At 59.3% G+C, this 20,298-nt stretch carries 19 protein-coding genes and 1 pseudogene; 7 read left to right on the top strand and 13 right to left on the bottom strand.

What is annotated here, in order from left to right:
- Window positions 1–24: 24 nt before the first annotated feature.
- Window positions 25–2,031, bottom strand: a complete 2,007-nt coding sequence (locus EII30_RS02505; protein ID WP_233569249.1) for a DEAD/DEAH box helicase — start codon at window positions 2,029–2,031, stop codon at window positions 25–27.
- A gap of 242 nt (window positions 2,032–2,273) precedes the next feature.
- Entirely contained in the window at window positions 2,274–2,894 is a 621-nt protein-coding gene (locus EII30_RS02500) for a hypothetical protein (RefSeq protein WP_124885761.1), read from the bottom strand.
- A 120-nt stretch (window positions 2,895–3,014) separates the two neighbouring features.
- On the opposite strand from EII30_RS02500, the gene EII30_RS02495 reads away from it, so the two are divergent.
- Window positions 3,015–3,266, top strand: coding sequence for a DUF3073 domain-containing protein (locus EII30_RS02495; protein ID WP_124885760.1), 252 nt, complete (start codon window positions 3,015–3,017; stop codon window positions 3,264–3,266).
- Between the two features lie 68 nt (window positions 3,267–3,334).
- On the opposite strand, the gene purM is transcribed toward EII30_RS02495, so the two are convergent.
- Window positions 3,335–4,435, bottom strand: a complete 1,101-nt coding sequence (gene purM, locus EII30_RS02490) for a phosphoribosylformylglycinamidine cyclo-ligase (RefSeq protein ID WP_124885759.1) — start codon at window positions 4,433–4,435, stop codon at window positions 3,335–3,337.
- A 101-nt stretch (window positions 4,436–4,536) separates the two neighbouring features.
- Here purM and purF point away from each other — a divergent pair, with 101 nt between their 5' ends.
- Window positions 4,537–6,000: an amidophosphoribosyltransferase gene (purF, locus tag EII30_RS02485; RefSeq protein ID WP_124885758.1), complete on the top strand. Its 1,464-nt coding sequence runs from the start codon at window positions 4,537–4,539 to the stop codon at window positions 5,998–6,000.
- 111 nt (window positions 6,001–6,111) lie between these two features.
- Here purF and tatA read toward each other — a convergent pair whose 3' ends face one another.
- The 3 genes from tatA to EII30_RS02470 are packed head-to-tail and all read right to left on the bottom strand — an operon-like array spanning window position 6,112 to window position 7,283.
- The gene (gene tatA, locus EII30_RS02480; protein WP_124885757.1) at window positions 6,112–6,432 is read right to left on the bottom strand and encodes a Sec-independent protein translocase subunit TatA; all 321 of its coding nucleotides are present in this window, start codon (window positions 6,430–6,432) and stop codon (window positions 6,112–6,114) included.
- 30 nt (window positions 6,433–6,462) lie between these two features.
- The gene (locus tag EII30_RS02475) at window positions 6,463–6,777 is read right to left on the bottom strand and encodes a hypothetical protein (protein WP_124885756.1); all 315 of its coding nucleotides are present in this window, start codon (window positions 6,775–6,777) and stop codon (window positions 6,463–6,465) included.
- 32 nt (window positions 6,778–6,809) lie between these two features.
- Window positions 6,810–7,283 (bottom strand): sterol carrier family protein, encoded by a 474-nt coding sequence (locus EII30_RS02470; RefSeq protein ID WP_124885755.1) that lies wholly within the window; start codon window positions 7,281–7,283, stop codon window positions 6,810–6,812.
- A 34-nt stretch (window positions 7,284–7,317) separates the two neighbouring features.
- Here EII30_RS02470 and purD point away from each other — a divergent pair, with 34 nt between their 5' ends.
- Complete coding sequence (gene purD / locus EII30_RS02465; protein ID WP_124885754.1) at window positions 7,318–8,571, top strand: phosphoribosylamine--glycine ligase; 1,254 nt, start codon at window positions 7,318–7,320, stop codon at window positions 8,569–8,571.
- A gap of 147 nt (window positions 8,572–8,718) precedes the next feature.
- Here purD and EII30_RS02460 read toward each other — a convergent pair whose 3' ends face one another.
- Complete coding sequence (locus EII30_RS02460) at window positions 8,719–9,984, bottom strand: SRPBCC domain-containing protein (protein ID WP_124885753.1); 1,266 nt, start codon at window positions 9,982–9,984, stop codon at window positions 8,719–8,721.
- 142 nt (window positions 9,985–10,126) lie between these two features.
- Here EII30_RS02460 and EII30_RS02455 point away from each other — a divergent pair, with 142 nt between their 5' ends.
- From EII30_RS02455 to purQ, 3 genes are all read left to right on the top strand, one after another.
- Window positions 10,127–11,023, top strand: a complete 897-nt coding sequence (locus EII30_RS02455; protein WP_124885752.1) for a phosphoribosylaminoimidazolesuccinocarboxamide synthase — start codon at window positions 10,127–10,129, stop codon at window positions 11,021–11,023.
- 98 nt (window positions 11,024–11,121) lie between these two features.
- Window positions 11,122–11,373, top strand: a complete 252-nt coding sequence (locus tag EII30_RS02450) for a phosphoribosylformylglycinamidine synthase subunit PurS (protein ID WP_124885751.1) — start codon at window positions 11,122–11,124, stop codon at window positions 11,371–11,373.
- Window positions 11,373–12,074, top strand: coding sequence for a phosphoribosylformylglycinamidine synthase subunit PurQ (gene purQ / locus EII30_RS02445; protein WP_124885750.1), 702 nt, complete (start codon window positions 11,373–11,375; stop codon window positions 12,072–12,074). Before EII30_RS02450 ends, purQ begins: the two co-directional genes overlap by 1 nt.
- A gap of 71 nt (window positions 12,075–12,145) precedes the next feature.
- Here the strand turns inward: purQ and EII30_RS02440 are convergent, their stop codons facing one another.
- Complete coding sequence (locus tag EII30_RS02440; RefSeq protein ID WP_124885749.1) at window positions 12,146–13,252, bottom strand: hypothetical protein; 1,107 nt, start codon at window positions 13,250–13,252, stop codon at window positions 12,146–12,148.
- Window positions 13,253–13,323: 71 nt separating this feature from the next.
- Between EII30_RS02440 and purL the strand changes: the two genes are divergently transcribed.
- Window positions 13,324–15,636: a phosphoribosylformylglycinamidine synthase subunit PurL gene (gene purL, locus EII30_RS02435; RefSeq protein ID WP_233569248.1), complete on the top strand. Its 2,313-nt coding sequence runs from the start codon at window positions 13,324–13,326 to the stop codon at window positions 15,634–15,636.
- Between the two features lie 68 nt (window positions 15,637–15,704).
- On the opposite strand, the gene tmk is transcribed toward purL, so the two are convergent.
- The 5 genes and pseudogenes from tmk to EII30_RS02410 all read right to left on the bottom strand — a co-directional run.
- Window positions 15,705–16,367 carry a dTMP kinase gene (gene tmk / locus EII30_RS02430; RefSeq protein ID WP_124885747.1) on the bottom strand — a complete coding sequence of 221 codons (663 nt, stop codon included), beginning with the start codon at window positions 16,365–16,367 and terminating at the stop codon, window positions 15,705–15,707.
- A gap of 38 nt (window positions 16,368–16,405) precedes the next feature.
- Window positions 16,406–19,186, bottom strand: coding sequence for a type I DNA topoisomerase (gene topA / locus EII30_RS02425; protein ID WP_124885746.1), 2,781 nt, complete (start codon window positions 19,184–19,186; stop codon window positions 16,406–16,408).
- A gap of 239 nt (window positions 19,187–19,425) precedes the next feature.
- Window positions 19,426–19,749 (bottom strand): Rv3654c family TadE-like protein, encoded by a 324-nt coding sequence (locus EII30_RS02420; protein ID WP_124885745.1) that lies wholly within the window; start codon window positions 19,747–19,749, stop codon window positions 19,426–19,428.
- A gap of 31 nt (window positions 19,750–19,780) precedes the next feature.
- Window positions 19,781–20,125 carry a TadE/TadG family type IV pilus assembly protein gene (locus tag EII30_RS02415; RefSeq protein ID WP_124885744.1) on the bottom strand — a complete coding sequence of 115 codons (345 nt, stop codon included), beginning with the start codon at window positions 20,123–20,125 and terminating at the stop codon, window positions 19,781–19,783.
- Window positions 20,126–20,148: 23 nt separating this feature from the next.
- Window positions 20,149–20,298, bottom strand: a pseudogene (locus EII30_RS02410) (DUF4244 domain-containing protein); the annotation flags it as partial.

The raw sequence follows: 20,298 nt of genomic DNA, 5'->3' as shown, positions 1-20,298 counted from the left end.
TCCGGGCTGCGTGCGGCCTAGCTGCTAGGCTGCCCAGTCCTGCTGATCCCCCGGCTCAAAATCGCCGAAGTATGCCGGTTCAAGCTGCGCGTTCTTAAACAGCTGCTCGGTGCGACGCCTGCGATTGCGCGGAATAACCGTCACAACTGTGCCATCGCGACCGGCACGGCCGGTGCGACCGGCACGGTGAAGATAGCTCTTGTAGTCGTCTGGCGGATCCGCCTGCACAACCAGCGCCACATCATCAACGTGAATGCCTCGCGCCGCAACATCGGTTGCAACCAGCACATTAACCTTGCCGTCGGTGAAGCGTTTCAGGTTGCGCTCACGGCGATTCTGGTTGAGATTGCCGTGCAAATCAACCGCCATAACACCGGCATCCTCGCACAACTCCCGCACCATTTCAGCGTATGCGCGTGTGCGAGTGAACACAATCGTCGGACCGGTTGCGCCGCGCACCAGCTCCTGCAGCACCTCGTCTTTATCCTCACGCAAAACAACAAGCACATGGTGGTCGATATTGCCGTGAGCCTCACCAGCAACCTCGTGCACCGCCGGATCCTGTAGGAATTCACTAACCAGCTTCGCAACCTGCTGGTCAAGCGTCGCCGAAAACAGCAGCTTCTGCGAGTTTGGCGCGATGCCCCGCAGGATCCGCTGCACCGGCTCAACAAACCCGAGCTCCGCCATGTGATCCGCCTCGTCAAGCACCGCAATCGCCACCTGCCCAATCTGCAGGTCGCCGCGCTCAATCAGATCCTCAACCCGACCCGGTGTGCCAACAACAATATCGACGCCGCGGCGCAGCGCGTGCTGCTGCCGTTCAATCGGAGCACCGCCAACAACCTGGGTTGTGAAGAACCCAACCGCGCGTGCAATCGGCTGCACAGTGCGGTCAATCTGCAGGGCAAGCTCGCGAGTTGGCGCTAAAATCAGCGCCTTCGGGGCACGGCCCTGGGTGCGTTCACGCCGCTCATTAACCACGCGTTTACGCTTCGGGCGGGATGGATCATTATCAAACAGGCCCTCGGATTTCAGCTGTAGCAACCGCTCAATCAGCGACGCACCAAACGCGATGGTTTTGCCGGATCCGGTGCGTCCGCGCCCGAGCACGTCAACGCCCGACAGCACGTCAGGAATAGTTGCCGCCTGAATCGGGAACGGCTTGGTCGCGCCCAGTTCCGCGAGCGCCTCAACAATCCCAGCGCCCAGCCCGAGATCGGCGAAGGTGCTGTCAACCACATCGGCCGCGCTGGTCTGCTTCGCCTCTAACCTGTCAAGCACCACATCCTCGGGTGGCTGGTAGCCGCCCTGTTTTGCGCCGCGGGTGGATCCGCCATCACGGTGCCGGTTCGGACTAAAATCTGACCAGGCGCCGCGGTCACCGCGCTGTTTTTTACGGGCGTTGCTGAAGCGGTTGGCCTCGTGCCGTTGAAAGTCGCGCTCTTCCCGGAAGTCCCGGTCACGGCCTGAGCGTTCACCGCCCCAGCGATCCGCCCTATCACGCTCGAATCCTTGGCGATCGCGCTGCTCGAAGTTCCGGCGCCCAAACTCGCGGCGCTCCCGGCGAGCCTCACCACGGTAGTCGTCGCGGCGCTCCCGGCGATCCTCTCCCCGATAGTCGGTGCGGCGATCACCGCGATAGTCGTCCCGCCTGTCGAAACGGAAATCCTCTCGGCGCTCCCCACGGAAGTCGTGATGACGCTCCCCACGGAAGTCGTGACGACGTTCCCCGCGGCCTTCTCCGCGGTAATCCCGGCGGTAGTCGCTGCCACGGCGCTCATCAAGGTGGTCACCTCGGAAACCACCGCGGGTGCCGTGATCCGCATAGCGTCCGGGCTGACGGTCAGCGCGATACCCGAACTTGCCACGGTCAGAGAAACGCTGCTCGCGTCGATCCGCGAAGTCATCACCGTAGCCTCGGCGGCCGCCGGTAGCAGCCCTGTTTCCACCCTTGCGGTGCTGTTTTTTGCCGCGATTGGGCTCATAGTTTTTAGGGGCTTTAAAACCCCGCTTTGGCTTTTTCGCCATACTCTTTATGCTTCTTTCTAAAATGCGCATGCTGTGCACAGCAAAAATCAGCGCGCTTTGGTGCAATACACACCTTAGACGCACAATCCTGGTTGAGTTGGAGCACCAACCCACAAACACACAGCAGTCTAACCCGCGACTTTGGCCGGGAGATCAATAAACAAAATGACCCCCGCCGCGTATCCCGTTAATTGCGCAGAAGCCAACCTTATAAGTGTAGCAGCTTTTTAACTGGTGCGCCGCTATTCTGTGAACTGCAGCGGAATCGCCATGTCCTGAATCCTGTCACCGCTCGCGGTGTGATCCGCCCTCGTCACCAGCCCGCACTGCTCTTTCCGGCAGTCGACACCGTTACCGCTGCTCTCGGGAATTATCAGGTGCGCTTCAAAACTACCGTCCGGCTGAAACTGCCCGGTCGCAAACACCCGCCAAACAAAATCGTTGGTGATCCAGGCGCTTGAACCCTCGCCACCCTCACTGTTTTGCGCTTCAGCCTCCTCCTCCGACGCCGGCACCTCCCCCAGACAGGGCGTAAACTTGGCGCCCTCCGCCTCCGGGATCCGACAGAAACTCACATAGATGCCGATGTCTGGATTGTAGCCGCTGCCCCGCACCACAATCTTCTCTCCGGGGCGGATCCGCGTCACATCGAGCAGCTCACCGGAACTGTCTCGGGCCTCCAGCGTTCTCGTCCTACCGTCATCGCCCTTCGCGACCAGTCTCGCGCCCTCAGCGGTGGTTTCTGTGTAACCAGAAGCGCCGCCGTTTTGGTGTGTAAGAATCGGAATAAGCACAGCCGCGACAAAGCCAATCACAACGCACGCGGCGATTGCGATCACGCTTATCCACAGCTTCTTTTTCACACTAACCAGTTTAACAATCAGGCAGGAACCGTGCTATACTCTTCGCCATACGTCTATTTTTTTGTTTCTAGTTTCGCCGCGATCCACGCACCGCGGCCTGTTGTGTAAAGGGGGTCACGCGTGGGGCGCGGCCGTCAAAAAGCAAAGCACACCAAGGTAGCTCGTCAGCTGAAGTATTTCAGCCCGAACACAGACCTTTCAGAACTGGAGCGAGAGCTTCACAGCGCTGCTCCGCAGGATGATTTCGATGATCCCTGGGCAGAGTACGCTGCAAAGTACAATGACGACGAATACTCCGATGAGGATCACATCGGCGACGACCGTGTGAGTGACGAACAAGAGGATTCGCTCTCAAGCGGCTCACGCAAATAGCTGCTCACGCAAATAGCGGCTCACGCAGACTTTAACCGGCTGGCAGCACAAGCCAGCCGACACCGAAACTACTGTGCGTAGCTGCCAACCAGCTGCACTGCGCCGCCGTCAACGCCCTTTGCACCCTGCTCAAAACCGGTCAGGTCACGCTCACCGGTCTGCACGGTGCCGAACTGCCAGGCTTTGATGCCGGATCCGTTCAGCGACTCAATAACAGGCGCTGCTGCATCCTCGGCAACAACCGCAACCATACCAACGCCGAGGTTCCATGCGCCCTCAACGTCAGCCAGGCTGTGGCCACCCAGAGCAACCAGGTGCCTAAACACTGGCAATGGCGACCAGGTGCCACGATCCACCTCGGCCCAGCTGCCAGCGGGCAGCACGCGCGCAACGTTGGCTGCGAGACCGCCGCCGGTGATGTGGCTCAGCGCGTGCACAGCGCCGGGATGCTGCTGCAGCAGCTCCAAAAGTGGTGATGTGTAGAGGCGGGTTGGTGTGAGCAGCGCCTCGCCGTAGGTTGTTCCCAGATCAGCGGCGTGATCGGTGTATTTGAGTGAGTGCTCTGCGAGCATCGCACGCACCAGCGAGAAACCGTTAGAGTGCAGACCCGACGACTCCATCGCGATCAGTACATCGTCGTCGCGCACCCGGTCAGGGCCGAGCAGTTCATCCGCCTCAACAACGCCGAAGGCTGCGCCCGCAACGTCATACTCGTCAACGCCCAAAAGACCCGGGTGTTCTGCGGTCTCACCGCCGACGAGGGCGGTGCCGGTTGCCGCGCACGCCTCAGCGATTCCGCGGACGATGTCGGCGATCCGCTCAGGAACGAGCTTGCCACAAGCAATATAGTCGGTCATCGCGAGCGGTTTAGCACCGACAACAACGATGTCGTCGACGATCATCGCAACCAGGTCCTGCCCGATTGTGTCGTGTTTGTCGATAGCCTGTGCAATGGCGACCTTTGTGCCAACACCGTCGGTTGCGCTGGCGAGCAGCGGGCGCCTGTAGTCTTTTAGCGCGGAGGCATCAAACAAACCGGCAAAGCCACCAACTCCCCCGAACACCTCGGGGCCGTGCGTTTTTGCAACCGCTGACCGCATCAGTTCAACGGCGAGATCGCCGGCTGCCGTATCAACACCAGATTTTGCGTAAAGTCCGCCTTCGCTCATAGTTTCATCCTATAGCACCTAGCCGATTGAGGTTCTTAAATCGAGCAAAAATGTGAGAAAATTAAGTAGCTCTTCCACGCCAAGATGAAAGACCCAAAACTATGTGCGGTATTGTCGGAATTGTCTCAACCGAGCCAGTAAACCAGCAAATCTATGACAGCCTGCTGTTGCTGCAGCATCGAGGTCAAGACTCAACCGGTATTGCAACCGCTGACGGGCAACATTTTCACATGGTTAAAGCCTCAGGGCAGGTGCGTGAGGCGTACCGCACCCGCGATATGCGCAGCCTGCTCGGCAACGTTGGCCTCGGCCACGTCCGCTACGCCACCCGCGGCAGCGCAGCCCAGGAGCAGGAGGCACAGCCGTTTTACGTTAACGCGCCATACGGCATCATCTTGGTACACAACGGCAATCTGGTTAACACCCGCGAGCTAACCTCCGAGCTCTATCAGGTGGATCGCCGCCACCTCAACACCGACAGTGACACCGAGCTGCTTCTCAACGTCCTCGCAAACGAGCTGCAAAAACAGGTGGACGGGATGGCGCTCACCCCGGAACAGATCTTCAACGCCGTCTCGAAACTGCACAAGCGGGTTGAGGGATCCTACGCGGCGATCGCGATGATCGCTGGTTACGGGCTCTTAGCATTCCGGGATCCGCACGGGATCCGCCCGCTGGTGCTCGGCAAGCGCACAACCGAGGCAGGTAAAGACGAGTGGGTTGTTGCCTCCGAGTCGCTTGTTTTAGAGTCCGGAGAGTACACCATCGAACGCGATGTTGCGCCCGGTGAGGCGGTGTTTATCACCGTTGACGGTCAGCTGCACAGCAAACAGTGTGCGAGCGAACTGCCGGAGTATGCGCCTTGCGCTTTCGAGTATGTTTACCTGGCACGGCCCGACTCGGTTGTTAACGGTATCTCGGTTTATGACGCCAGGCTACGGCTCGGCGATGTGCTCGCGGAGGAGATCGCGAAGCAGCTAGACGTTAGCGAAATCGATGTTGTGATGCCGATTCCTGACTCTGCCCGGCCGAGTGCGATGCAGGTTGCGCACCGTCTCGGTATCCAGTATCGTGAGGGTTTCTTCAAAAACCGCTACGTCGGCCGCACCTTCATTATGCCCGGTCAGGCAGTGCGTAAAAAGAGCGTCAGGCAGAAGCTCAATGCGATGCGCTACGAGTTTGAGGGTAAGAACGTGCTGATCGTAGACGACTCAATTGTGCGCGGCACAACCTCAAAAGAGATCGTCGATATGGCGCGTGCAGCGGGCGCCAAGAAGGTTATTTTTGCGTCGGCTGCGCCACCGGTTGTGCACCCGCACGTTTACGGCATCAACATGCCAACCAGTAAGGAGCTAATCGCACACGGTCGCAGCTACGAAGAGATCGCTGAGGCAATCGGTGCGGATCACCTTGTCTACCAGACCGTTGAGGGTATGAACCGCGCCATCCTGGGCGAGCAGACCGAGATCAAACAGCTTGAAGAAAGCTGCTTCACCGGTGTTTACCTCGCCGGCAACGTGGACGCTGAATACCTCAGCTGGGTTGAGAACAACCAGCAGAGCTAGGCGCAGTCTAACCACCGCACCAGCAGCGTTAGCTTATTAGCGCTTTGGCATCCCGCAGGCGCGGTATCCGTGTACGCTTAAGCAACCCACAGAAGCGGTAGCCTTTTACGCTTAGGCAGCGTTGTTGTCTGATCCACCCTGCTGGGTCGGCTGCTGCGCTGCATTATTTGGAGCAGCGTTATTCTGCGCGGAATTATTCTGCACGACGTTGTTCTGCACGGGATTATTCTGCACGGTGCCGTCCTGCGCAGCGTTGTTTACCTGCTGGCCAGCGTCCTTATCGTCGGTGAGGTCGCTAACCTCTTTCTTCAGAATCTTTGCCGACTGCCCCAGGCTCTTAGCCAGTTGCGGAAGTTTTGGAGCACCAAACAGCAGCAGAATCACAAGCAGAATAATAAGGAAGTGCCAACCGCCGATGTTTCCCCAAGGCATATTATTTCTCCGTCCGTTACCTGCAGCCGATTATCTCACATCTTCCTGAATAGCAGTAGCTGTCCCCTGTTTTCTCTTCGCAAACAGGTTCAGGATCAGCCCTAAAATACCACCGCACAAAAGCCCCGCGGCGGCACCCAGGATTCCCATAAAACCAACAACCTCAGAGAGGGTGTAGTGCCCCTCCGGAACAACCGGAAACAGCGTGGTCACAAGCACCGCTATAACAGCCCCAAACACCGCACCAACCAGCAGCAAACGGTTGTACCGCACCGACCGTGCAACCGTTACCTGCACCTCGGTGCTGGTAACTTGCGGCTCAGGCTTATCGGTGTTTTCTGTCATACTTCTATTCTGCCATCTTCTGCTGAGCGGGTTTACACACCCCGCAACCGCTCGGCGCTCACAAGCGGTAAAACCTCTGAAATATCAGCTCTCACGCCAGACATCCTAATATTCGCGTTCTGCACGCCGTCGCCCCACGCGCTCAGCCCGGTCGCAACAGCAATCCAGGTTAGCGGATCCATCTCAACCGTGTTCGGCGGAGTCCCCCTCGTGTGTCTCGGCCCCGCGACACACTGCACCGCACCAAACGGTGGTACGCGCACCTCAACGGTCGCGCCCGGAACAACCGCCGCGAGCTCCTCAAGCAGGTAGCGTGTTGCGGTCGCAAGTTCCTGGCGCGTGGGGGCAGCCGCGGGCGGTGCGGCTGGATCCACCCCGCCGCCGGAGCCAACGGAACCGCCGGAGCCAGCCGCGCCAGCACCACCGCCGGAGCCCAGTGCGCCGCTGCCGATTACCGCCTGCACCGCCGCAATCCCTTGCTGGTGCGATATTTTTCGTCTCGCCATGACACAAGCGTACCGCGCCAGCTAGACTTAAACTGTGAAGATTTTAGTTTTAGGTTCAGGTGCCCGTGAGCACGCCATCGTCCTGTCTCTGCTCCAAGAGTCTCCCGCCCACCAGATTGTTTGCGCGCCCGGCAACGCCGGAATCGCAGCGAGCGGCGCTGAGGTGCGTGAGCTCGACTACGTAAACCCGGCCGCCGTCGCCGAGTTCGTTGCCGCTGAGGGCTTCGACCTGGTGGTTATCGGCCCTGAAGCACCGCTGGTTGCGGGGGTTGCGGATCCGCTCAGGGAGGCCGGTGTGCCGGTGTTTGGCCCCGATAAAGCCGCCGCGCAGCTTGAGGGATCGAAGGCGTTTGCGAAGGCTGTTATGGACGCCGCCGGTGTGCCAACCGGTGCTGCCGAGCCGGTGACCGTTGAGAACGCGGCCGAGGTGCTTAACCGTTTTGGTGCACCGTATGTTGTGAAGGCTGACGGGCTTGCGGCGGGCAAGGGTGTGCTCGTAACCAGCGACCGTGATGCGGCGCTTGAGCACATTGCGCACTGGGCTCCGCAGGGCGAGGTGCTGGCTGAGGAGTTCCTTGACGGGCAAGAGGTTTCGCTGTTCTTCTTCTCAGACGGTAAAACTGTTCGCCCGCTGTCACCCGCGCAGGATTTTAAGCGGATCTTCGACAACGACGAGGGTCCGAACACGGGCGGCATGGGTGCCTACTCACCGCTGCCGTGGGTTGCGGACGATTTTGTGCAGGAGGTGACCGACACAATCGCGCTGCCGACCGTTCGCCAGCTCGCCGAGCAGGGCACACCGTTTGTTGGACTGCTCTACTGCGGCCTGATTGTCACCGCGAAGGGTATTAAAGTTATCGAGTTCAATGCGCGCTTTGGGGATCCCGAGACGCAGGTTGTGCTCGCCCGACTGCAGAGCCCGCTCAGCGAGTACCTGCTCGCCTCCGCAACCGGTTCGCTCGACAAACTGCCAAACCCGCAGTTCCAGGATGACGCGGCCGTGATTGTTGTGTTGGCAAGCGAGGGCTACCCGGCAACCGCTGTCACCGGCCGTGAACTAACCGGCCTTGCCGAGGCCGCTGCTCACGAGGGTGTTAGCGTGGTGCACGCCGCAACCGCTATCTCCGATAATCGGTGGATCGCAACAGGCGGTCGTGTGCTCGGCGTTGTCGGCAGGGCGGCAAGCATCGCCGCTGCGCGCGAGCTTGCCTATAAAGCACTCGCTGAGATCAAACTTGAGGGCGGACAGCACCGCAGCGATATTGCGGCAAAAGCCGCTAATCTTTAAAGCCCTTCGAGGCTAGAATCTGGGGTGCGGGGCGCGTGCGGCCTGCACCCAGATTTTTAGTACGACGGGCTGATCCGGTTTAGCGTTGTTGGCTGACCCGGTTTAGCGCTGCCTGCTAAGCCTGCTAGTGCGGCGGGCTAATCCGGGTTAGCGCTGCCACCAGCGCTTCTTGGCGTCTTTAGTTTCAGCGTCGTCGTAGATTCCGGCGGTTGTCCGCTGAGGTGATTTTGCACGGTGCCTTCCGGCATTGCCGCCTGCCTGCTCTGCAAGTTCATCTTCCTCTGGATCACCCGCCAGCAGTTGATCAAAGACCGCGAGACCGTCTTCTTCCAGCTCGTCGCCATCGTCGTAGTCCTCCTCAACAGGGTCTGCGACGGCGCTGCCCGCTTGGGTGTTGTCGACTGCTACCGCTGCGGCCTCAGGGGTTGCGGCGCCGGAGGAAGGGTGTTCTGAAATGCTAGGGTCCTTGTCCTCCTGCCAGTCGGCGGGTGGCTGTGGCAGCAGCAGCGGATCCACAACCGGGATCGGGTTAGTGTCGCTGCTCAACTCCTCGGCGCTGGCCTGCTGCTCGGTGTTTACCTGCTCCTCGGCGATCTCCTTCTCGGCGATCTCCTTCTCAGCGCTGTCCTCTGCCTCGGGAGCCGCGGCAGACTCAACCGGCTCTGCGGTCACGCTCGGCTCGATTGGCTCGACGCTTTCGACCTGCTCAATCGGCTCGATCGGCTCAGCATCTATATCTGCGTCAACAGGTTCAACAACCGCGTCAACAGACTCAGCCTCAACAGGCTCGGCCTCAGCGGGCTCGGCCTCAGTCTCATCATCGGCGGGCTCAGTTTCAGCGTCGGCGGGCTCGGCCTCAACCTCTGCGACCGAGGCGATCTCATCCGCCGGGGCATCATCGATGCCGTCAGCGTCTTCGTCCGCTGGAGCAGCATCCGCCACAGCATCCGCCGCGGCAGCATCTGCAGCAGGAGCTTCCTCATCCACCGGGGAATCCTCATCCACCGGGGAATCACCGGCGAGCGCGGCAGCGAAGTCAGTCTCAGCCAGTCGCGCAAACGCGGCATCCCAGCCGAGCTGCGCGGCGGCGGCAACCTGCGCGCCGTTTTCGAGGGCGTCAAACCCTGTTTCGGTGAGGGTTAGGTCGGTGCTGTCTCCACGGCTACGAAGCGTCACCAAAACAGCGGTTGGTTTTTCGCCTTCACCGGCCCATTTGAAGCCGAGCACGTGCCCGGGAACCCAAACGTCGACCTTGCCGCTTGCCTCGCGTGATCCCGAGATTGTGGCCTCTCCAAACAGCTCGCGGGCAAACTTTAGATCCGCATACCAGGATTGCTGCACGAGAGCAGCCCAAACACTGTCGCGGGTAGCCGCGATTTGCGCACGCACAACAACGGGTCCAACAGGGATCATTTACACCTCCAACAAGCAGTTATTTCTAATTTTAGTGATACAAAACCGCTCGCGTGTACCGCAATCAGCAAAAACCGAATAGACTCAGCAAAAAGTCACGCAGACGCCAGCACAAAACCAGCAAAACTGGCAAAATAGAAGGGTGAATAGTCTAAGCACAGCTTCTAGCGAAACCCCGCAGCTGCCCGGTTGGTCACACCTCGCGTCCGGCAAAGTTCGCGACCTCTACACCCCCGCGGGCCAGTCCGTTGCCGAGGCGAGCACCCTGTTGCTTGTTGCGAGCAACAGGGTTAGCGCCTTCGATCACCTGCTTGAGCCCGAGATTCCGGGCAAAGGGTCGCTTTTAACCGAGCTCTCAAAATGGTGGTTTAAGCGCATCGACATGCCAAATCACCTCACCGATGTGGATCCACCCGCAGAGGTTAGCGACCGCGCCGTCGTCGTTAAAAAACTGACGATGCTGCCGGTTGAGTGTGTTGTGCGCGGGGCAATCACCGGGTCTGGGTATGCCGAATACCGTGAGACCGGGGCGGTGTGCGGGATCCAGCTGCCCGCTGGTCTGAGCGATGGCGACCTGCTTGAAACCCCGATTTTCACCCCCGCGTATAAGGCGCCGCAGGGTGAACATGACGAAAACATCACCTATCAACAGGTTGTTGAGCTGGTTGGCGCGGATCACGCTGCCGCCCTGAAACAGCGCTCGCTCAAGATCTTCACCGCCGCTCGCGAGATTGCGGCTGAGCGCGGTGTTATCCTCGCCGACACCAAGTTCGAGTTCGGTGTTGATGAGGACGGAGTTCTAACCATCGCGGACGAGGTTCTAACCAGCGACTCAAGCCGTTACTGGGATAAAACCACCTATGAGAGCGAGAGCGGATCCGCCCGCCTGGCAAGCTTTGATAAACAGATTGTGCGTAACTGGCTGCTTGCGAACTGGGATCGCAAGGGCACACCGCCGGAGCTGCCCGCCGAGATTGTGGAGCTGACTCGGGAGCGCTATCAGGAGCTGTTTAACCTGCTCACCGGCGAAACAGTATAGAACATCGACCAGACAGCTTTGTTTTTAAGGGGTTTAACTGCGAAGCTGACAATGTAAAATAAAACCGTATCGAACACAGAGTCTTTAAGGAGTAGACTGTGGCAAAAATCGTTGTTGAGGTAATGCCGAAAGCTGAGCTTTTGGACCCGCAGGGGAAGGCGATTTCCGGTGCGTTAGCGCGTGGCGGCAATGCCCAGTTCCACGATGTGCGGGTCGGTAAGCGTTTTGAACTGCACTATGACGGTGAGGTAACCCCGGAGGTTATTGAGCAGGCACGCAAAATCGCCGATGAGGTGCTGTCAAACCAGGTGATTGAGGATGTTGTATCGGTTGCTGAGGTAGCAGAGTAATGCGCGTCGGAGTTGTCACCTTCCCCGGTTCGCTCGACGACCGTGACGCGCAACGCGCAATCGTTCGCGCTGGCGCAACCGCTGTGCCACTGTGGCACGGCGACCATGACCTGCAGGGCGTAGACGCCGTTGTTTTGCCGGGTGGATTCAGCTACGGCGACTATCTTCGTCCCGGAGCAATCGCGGCAATCGCACCGATTATGACCGAGGTTGTTGTAGCGGCCGGTAAGGGTCTGCCCGTGCTCGGTATCTGTAACGGGTTCCAGATCCTTGTTGAGTCTCACCTGCTCCCGGGCGGTCTTATCCGCAACGCCCACCAGCAGTTTATTCGACGGGATCAGAAACTCATCGTCGAAAACAATCAAACCGCCTGGACAAACCAGTTTGCGCAGGGCGAGGAGATTCTTATCCCGCTGAAGAACGCTGACGGTGGCTACATCGCCAACGAAGAAACACTCAAGCGGATCGAGGGTGAGGGTCTGGTTGTGTTCCGCTACCAGGATGTTAACCCGAACGGTTCACTCAACGATATTGCCGGGATCACCAACGAGGCAGGCAACGTTGTTGGCCTGATGCCTCACCCGGAGCACGCGGTTGAGCCAGGGTTTGGTCCAAACACTGCGGAGCGGATGCGCTCCGGTCTCGACGGTTTGCGCATGTTTGAGAGCGCTGTCACCGGTTTTGTGAAAGCCAACCAGTAGCTAGAAACAAAAAGTTTGGGGGTCGTGGTTCTTGGAACCGCGACCCCCAAACTTTTTATGGGATGTTAACGCTATACCTGCGGCGGCAGCGGCAGATTAGCTGGCGGGGCTGGCGCACCCGGAACAGAGAAATCTGGCAGACCGTTAGGCAGCTGCGGCAGCGGTGTGCCGTCAGCGAGGGTTGGCCAAGGCACACGCTCAGGCTCAGCGGCAGGTGCCTGAGCGACAGGCTGAGCGGGAGCAACCTGCGGAGCCTGCGCTGGTGCCGGTGCTGATGCTGGCTGTGCAGAAGCTACCTGCGCAGGGGCTGCCTGCACAGCAGCGGCAGGGGCGGGTGAGCCCTGAGGCACCACAGCAACCGGGTAGGCGGTGCCGTGACCCACCACATGAGCCTGGCTCGCAGCCTGCGCGGCAGCAGCCTCCTGATTCTTAACGTAGACGTAATCCCTGTAGTCGGTAACCCCGGGGTATCCAGGGAACGGATCCACAGGCTTCGGCCGCAGCGCGAAACGCAGCAGCACCGAGACAACAACGCCGAGCGTTGCCAGCACCGCGGAAGCAACCACGAAGCGGGTGTAGAAGTCAGTAACCTCAAGGTCTTCAAACGCCTCAATCGCAAACGGCAGGGTCACCAGCACACCGAACAGCAGCAGCGCAAGCGCTGACGAGAAAGAGATAAGCGGAACCAGCTGCGTGCGCAGCGTCAGCCCGAGGTTGATCGCTTGCCCAAGCAGCAGCAGGATCCGCATAATGAAGAAGATGAACATGATCTGCAGCGCAAGCAGGAATGCCGGGGTGTAGTAGTCAACCCAGGTGACAATAATTGTGATCGCAACCGCGTAAATATTAGTGAACAGAGCAACCGGCAGATACCAGGAATTTTGATGAGCAAACCGCTGATCAAGCATGGTTAAACCGGCGAAAATGATGAACACAAAACCGGTTAGGACGATGCGATCAACCGTGTTCGCGCCCAAATCGAGGAAGATGATGACGATCGCAACAATCGCCAAAAGAGCGAGCAGAGCAATGCTGAGCTTCATAAACAGCGACAGCTTTGGTTTATTGTTCTGCTGGGCGGGGGCAACTGTTACGCCACCATCGGTGTAGTGCTGAGACCCGTTGTAACCGGTCCCGGCACTGTCTGAAACAGCCGTTTGATTTTCATGTGTGTTCATATATCTATTCTACCCTAGACAGCTTAAAAACCGGTAGAATGATAACAGTTTTGTGACGACATTGGAGAATTGTGAACACATCTATCCCAGCCCCAGACACAGTAGCAGACGCAATCGCAACCCCCGAGAAGCAGCAGCCCTATCATCAGCTCGGATTGACCACCTCGGAATACGAGAAGATCCGCGAGATTTTGGGTCGCCGCCCAACCTCTGGCGAGCTCGCCATGTACTCGGTGATGTGGTCAGAGCACTGCTCCTACAAGTCATCCAAGAAATACCTGCGCCAGTTCGGCAAGAAGGTAAACGACAAAATGCGCGAGCGCCTGCTCGTCGGCATGGGCGAGAACGCCGGTGTTATCGACGTTGGCGAGGGCTGGGCGGTCACATTCAAGGTTGAAAGCCACAACCACCCCTCATACATTGAGCCATTCCAGGGCGCAGCAACCGGTGTCGGCGGTATCGTCCGCGACATTATCTCAATGGGTGCACGCCCCGTCGCGGTAATGGATCAGCTCCGTTTCGGCGCAATCGACGAGGCAGACACTGCACGGGTTGTGCACGGTGTTGTCTCCGGCATCAGCTCCTACGCAAACTGTCTCGGTCTGCCAAACATCGGCGGCGAGACAGTGTTTGACAGCGTCTACCAGCAGAACCCGCTGGTTAATGCGCTCGCCGTTGGTGTGCTCCGCCACGAAGACCTGCGTCTCGCAAACGCGAGCGGTGTTGGCAACAAGATTGTGCTGTTCGGTGCCCGCACCGGCGGCGACGGCATCGGTGGTGCCTCAATTCTCGCGTCCGACACCTTCAGCGAGGGCGGCCCAACCAAGCGGCCAGCCGTGCAGGTGGGTGACCCGTTCGCAGAGAAGGTGCTCATCGAGTGCTGTCTCGAACTGTTTAAGGCAGAACTGGTTGAGGGTATTCAAGACCTCGGCGCCGCGGGCATCTCCTGCGCGACCAGCGAGCTCGCGGCAAACGGCGACGGTGGCATGTTCATCGAGCTCGACAGTGTGCTGCTGCGGGATCCGTCCCTCACCGCCGAAGAGATCCTGATGAGCGAGTCACAGGAACGCATGATGGCGGTTGTCGCACCGGAGAAACTCGACGACTTCCTCGCCGTCACCAAGAAGTGGGATGTTGAAACCAGCGTCCTCGGTGAGGTAACCGACACCGGCCGCCTGGTAATCAACTGGCACGGTGAGGAGATCGTGAACGTTGACCCGCGCACCGTCGCGGTTGACGGCCCTGTCTATGACCGCCCGGTTTCACACCCAACCTGGATTGCTGAGCTGCAGGCTGACAGCGCCGCAAAACTCCCGCGCGCAGCCAGCGGTGATGAACTGCGTGAACAGCTGCTCAGTGTTGCGGCAAGCCCCAACCAGGCAGATGTTTCGTGGATCACCAACCAGTACGACTCTTATGTGCTCGGCAATACCGCGCTGAGCTTCCCAGACAGCGCCGGCATGATCCGTGTTGATGAAAACAGCGGACTCGGCGTTGCCATCGCAACCGACGCAAACGGTCGCTACTCACAGCTCGACCCTTACGCTGGCGCGCAGCTCGCGCTCGCGGAAGCGTACCGCAACGTTGCCGTGTCTGGCGCCGTGCCAACCGCGGTCACCGACTGCCTCAACTTCGGTTCACCAGAAAACCCCGAGGTGATGTGGCAGTTCGTGCAGACCGTTGAGGGTCTAAGCGACGCCTGCCTCGCGCTGGAGGTGCCTGTCACCGGTGGAAACGTGTCCCTCTACAACCAGACCGGTGACACCCCGATCCACCCGACACCTGTTGTTGGTGTGCTCGGCATTATCGACGATGTCGCTCGCCGCATCCCGGCCGGCTGGCAGGACGAGGGCGAGAATCTCTACCTGCTCGGAACCACCGCTGATGAGCTTGACGGATCCGCCTGGGCAGAGACCCTGCACAACCACCTCGGCGGCACCCCGCCGCGCGTTGACCTTGACACCGAACGGGCGCTCGCGGAGCTGTTTAACTCCGCAACCCAGAGCGGCATCGTCTCTGCCGCAATCGACCTGTCAGAGGGTGGACTCGCGCAGGCGCTTGTTGAGACCAGCCTACGGTTCGGCGTCGGCGCGCGCGTTTGGCTTGACGAGATCAAGTCTCGCGACGGCGTAGACAGCACCGCTGCGCTGTTCTCTGAGAGCCAGGGGCGCGCGCTGGTTGCGGTGCCACGCGAGGAGGACGTGAAGTTCCGTGGACTGTGCGAGGGTCGCGGCTACCCGGTTTTGCGGATCGGTGTAACAACCGGCGTTGGTGAGGACGCGAACCTGGAGGTGCAGGGCGAGTTCACTATTCCGCTCGCTGAGCTGCGTGCCGCACACCGTGGCACCCTGCCGAAGCACTTCGGTCCGGTTATCGGCGACTAAAACGAACACAACGGCGCGGGCAGCTGAAGAAGCTGAGAGATCAGCCGGCAGCCCGCTGTTGTTTGTGCTCAGCGCTGCAGCAGCTGTGTGACGCGCTCCCGAATCTGTTCGGCGATCGCCTCGCGGGTTTGCATCGCGTCGATCACCAGATACCGTTGCGGATCCTGCCCGGCCCGCTGCAGGAAGGTTTCGCGCACCCGCCGGTGAAACTCCAGCGACTCCCGTTCCAGCCGGTCTGCCGCCGCACCCCGCTGCTCTCGCCTGCTGGCACCATCGAGCGGATCAATATCGTGCAGAATCACCAAATCCGGTAGCAGTCCCCCGGTCGCCCAGGCGCTAAAACCCGCGATCTCGGCAGCGTCAAACCCTCTCGCCCCGCTCTGGTATGCGATTGACGAGTCGATGTAGCGATCCTGCACAACGGTTTCTCCCCGGTCAAGGGCGGGTTTCACGAGAGTGTTGATGTGCTGTGCGCGGTCGGCTGCGTACAGCAGAGTCTCGGCGCGTGGATCCACCTGCCCGCCGTGCAGCAGCAGCTCGCGAATCTCCTTCCCCAGTTCTGTTCCCCCGGGTTCACGGGTTTGCAGAACGGTGTGGCCAAGGCTCTCTAGCCACTCGGTAAGCAGCCCAGCCTGCGTGGTTTTGCCTGCGCCCTCGCCTCCCTCAAACACGATAAACAGGCCGCGGTCGCGGGTTTTTCGGGTTGCGGTGTCGGCTTTTTGGTCAGACATATTGGGATTCTATCGCAGCAGTTAGACAGTTCGCTGGTCTAGTTCGCGCCCTCAGCAGCGGCTGCGGCTGAGGCCTTGGCTGCGGCGTTTGCCTTGCGTGTTGCGGCGGCTTTTTTCGCTGCGGCGCTTCGTGCCGGATCCACCGCCTTCTTAGCCCCCGCCTTGGCGGTTGTCTTTTTGGCTGTTGTCTTTTTGGCAGTCGGCTTGGCACCGCGGCCGCGTTTTGCTGGGCCCTTGGCGCGCTTGTCGGCGAGCAACTGCACCGCCTGCTCGTAGGTGATCTCCTCGATCTCTACGCCGCGCGGAACCGTGATGTTTGTTTCACCGTCTGTGATGTACGGCCCGAAGCGACCGTCTCTCACCCTGATCGGTTTGCCGCTGACCGGGTCATTGTCGAACTCGCGCAGCGCGGTTGAGGCTTTTCTGGCGCCGTATTTTGGCTGCGCCAGAATCTCTACCGCCTCCGCCAGCGTGATCCCGAAGATGGCGTCCTCGTTCGGCAGGGTTCTGGTTTCGGTTCCGCTCTTCAGGTACGGGCCAAATCGACCGTTCTGCGCGGTAATATCCGCACCGGTTTCAGGGTGCTGACCAACCACGCGCGGCAGGCTCAGCAGCTGCATCGCGGTCGCAAAGTCCACTGTTTCGGGTGTCATTGTTTTAAACAGTGACGCGGTTAGCAGTTTCTGCCCCTTCGGCAGGGTCTCATCGTCGCGCAGCTTCTCTGTAACATACGGGCCAAAACGACCGTTCTTCGCAACAATCTCACGCCCGGTCTCGGGGTGGATGCCGAGGACACGGTCCTCTGCGGGGGCCTGGCCCGCAATCTCCTCCGCCTTTTCTGGGGTCAGCTCGTCAGGTTCGATACCCTCCGGGATTGACACCGCGCGCGGTTTAATAACGCCGTCAGCGTCCACCTCGCACTGCTCGTCAACAACCTCCAGGTAGGGGCCGTAGCGTCCATTTCTGAGCGCGATTGTGTCTGAGATTTTGATCGTGTTAATCGCTCGCGCGTCAATCTCACCGAGGTTGTCGATAACGCCGCGCAGTCCCGGGTGGGTGCTGGTGCCGAAGTAGAAGTCGCGCAACCACTGAGTGCGGTCGGTTTCTCCTGCGGCGATCCGGTCGAGATCGTCCTCCATCTCGGCGGTAAAGTCGTAGTTTACGAGCTCACTAAAGTGCTCCTCAAGCAGCCTGACAACCGAGAACGCGATCCAGCTCGGCACAAGCGCCTGACCTTTTTTCACAACGTAGCCGCGATCCATAATGGTGCTCATAATTGTGGCGTAGGTTGATGGGCGACCGATTCCAAGCTCCTCCAGTCGCTTGGTCAGGCTCGCCTCAGTGTACCTTGCTGGTGGGGTTGTCTCGTGTGATTTAGCCTCTGCGTCTGACACGCGCAGTCTCGCACCAACGGCGAGCTGTGGCAGGCGCACGTTACTGTCCTGCTCACTCTTCTTATCGTCCCGACCCTCTTCGTAGGCGAGCATAAAACCGGGGAAGGTGATAACGGTGCCGCTTGCCGCGAACTCGAGTTTGTCTTGACCCGCGACGGTTGCGATGGTGATTGTGTCGGTGGATCCGCTAGCGTCCGCCATCTGGCTGGCGACGGTGCGCTTCCAAATCAGCTCGTAGAGAGCGAACTCTGCCGGGGTTAGTTTGCCGCGCAACTGCTCGGGTGTTGCAAAGGTTGCTCCTGCTGGGCGGATCGCCTCGTGAGCTTCCTGCGCACCCTTCGATTTGCCCTTGTAGATGCGTGGTTTAGCGGCAACACTGTCGCTGCCATAAAGCTCGGCAGCCTGGGTGCGGGCGGCGTTAATCGCCTGCCCTGACAGTGCGGGCGAGTCGGTTCGCATATATGTGATGTGACCGTTTTCGTACAGTGACTGCGCCAGTGACATGGTTTGGCGTGAACTGAAACGCAGTTTGCGTGACGCTTCCTGTTGCAGTGTTGAGGTTGTGAACGGCGCTGCTGGACGACGGGTGTATGGTTTGGTTTCGCGGTTGCTAACCGTTGCCTGATCGTCGATTGCTCGCACAATCTCGGCGGCTTTTTCTGCGGTTAAAACCTCAACGCCCGCTTTCTGTGCGCGGTCGTTCAGCTTACCGCTGTCGTCAAAATCTGCTCCCAGCGCGATTCGACAACCGTTGAGTCGCTGCAGTTTCGCCTCGAACGCTGACGCCTCGCTGAACAGCGCGGTGATGCTCCAGTATCCCGCAGCGGTGAACTCCATCCGCTGCCGTTCGCGGTCAACAACCAGCCTGGTTGCAGCAGACTGTACACGGCCCGCCGACAGTTTCGGGCCAACCTTGCGCCACAGCACCGGTGACACATCGTATCCGTAGAGCCTGTCGAGGATCCGCCTCGCCTCTTGAGCGTCAACGAGTGAGCTGTCTAGTTCACGGGTGTTGTTTTTTGCGTTCTCTATCGCGTCCTTGGTGATCTCGTGAAACACCATCCGCTTCACCGGGATCTGCGGTTTCAAAACCTCCAGCAGGTGCCAGGCGATAGCCTCACCCTCGCGGTCCTCATCAGTTGCGAGCAGCAGCTCGTCAGAGTTCTTCAGTGCGCGCTTCAGGTCAGTTACGGTTTTCTTCTTGTTGTCAGCAACCAGGTAGTAGGGCTTAAAGTCGTTATCCACATCAACCGCGAACTTACCGAACGCACCCTGTTTCATGGCTGCTGGCAGAGCTGCCGGCTCAGCAAGGTCTCGAATATGGCCGACTGAGGCGATAACCTCGTAGTCGTCCCCGAGGTACCCGCTAATTGTCCTCGCTTTTGTCGGTGACTCAACAATAACGAGTTTTTTAGTGCCTGACACGCAACTCCTTAAATTAAACACTGTAACTCAGTAATTTGCAGTTTCTAACACCTTAATACACTGCAAAGCCACTGCGCCGATATTTTCTAGCATTCGCCCACGGCCTGTCTGCAAGTTATCTTACCCGTTCCAACATGGTGCCTTAACAACATGGTGGCTAAATATCATGGTGAGTTAATCTGAGCACAGTTAGCGGCTCGCGCTTACATCCATTCTAATCGTTACCCTAACAAAAGCGGTCACAAATTGTCTCCCAACCCCGCGTGGGACTCTCTAATAACCTCACCAAACACCGTTCGACCCGAGGTTTTAATCCTGCTGTCCCCGAGCTCATCAATCTCGCAACTGCGCAGTTCCGCGCCGTAGGCAGCAGCCACCTGGGCGGCAATCTCGCAGGGGTCTGCGTGGATCCACCCGGTTGCTGCCTCAGCTGCTGCGAGCGCTGCGCTGTCTGCCGCCACAGCGGTTTTGTGGACTGTGACGGCCGCGCCTGCTGCGGTGAGCACGGCGGATCCCATCGCAACTGTGATCGCAATAATGCTGACTGATCCAACCGTGCTCAACGCGCCCTCCCCCGTTGTTTTTGTCGCTGCGCTATTCGGTTTTGGCCGCGCAACCTCTTGCGGTGATCGTAATTATTGAGAGTGGTCCAACACCCGGGTTGCCGCTGATGTCGTAGCAGCTGATTTGGCCGTAATGCTGTTGTGTTATCGCTGTTTTGTAGTTGAGCTGCGCGAGCGATGCCTGCGCGGCTGCGCTGTCGTCTCTTGCCATAAATCTTGCGTAGTCTGCTGCGACACTGGTAAGCACTATTTTGTGTGCTCCGAGTGTCACCGCCGCGATAATAAAAGCGAGTGTTGCCAGCACTAGCGGCAACACTAGCGCGTACTCGGCGGTGACGCTGCCGCGGTCACTATCCGGTGCGATGCGGTGAGGCACTGCCCCCACTCTGCCGATGCCGTTTACCCCGCTGAGTTGAGGGCGTTTTGCACAAGCTGTGTCAGCATTTCTTGCACCTGTCCGGAGCGCATAATCACCACCAGCAGCCCCGCGAACGCCACAGCCGCCATAATCACAATCGCGTATTCGGCGGTGACCGCTCCCCTGTCGTT

This window comes from Leucobacter sp. OH1287, assembly GCF_003859945.1.
Classification (GTDB): Bacteria; Actinomycetota; Actinomycetes; order Actinomycetales; family Microbacteriaceae; genus Canibacter.
This window is presented reverse-complemented; position numbering and strand designations above follow the sequence as displayed.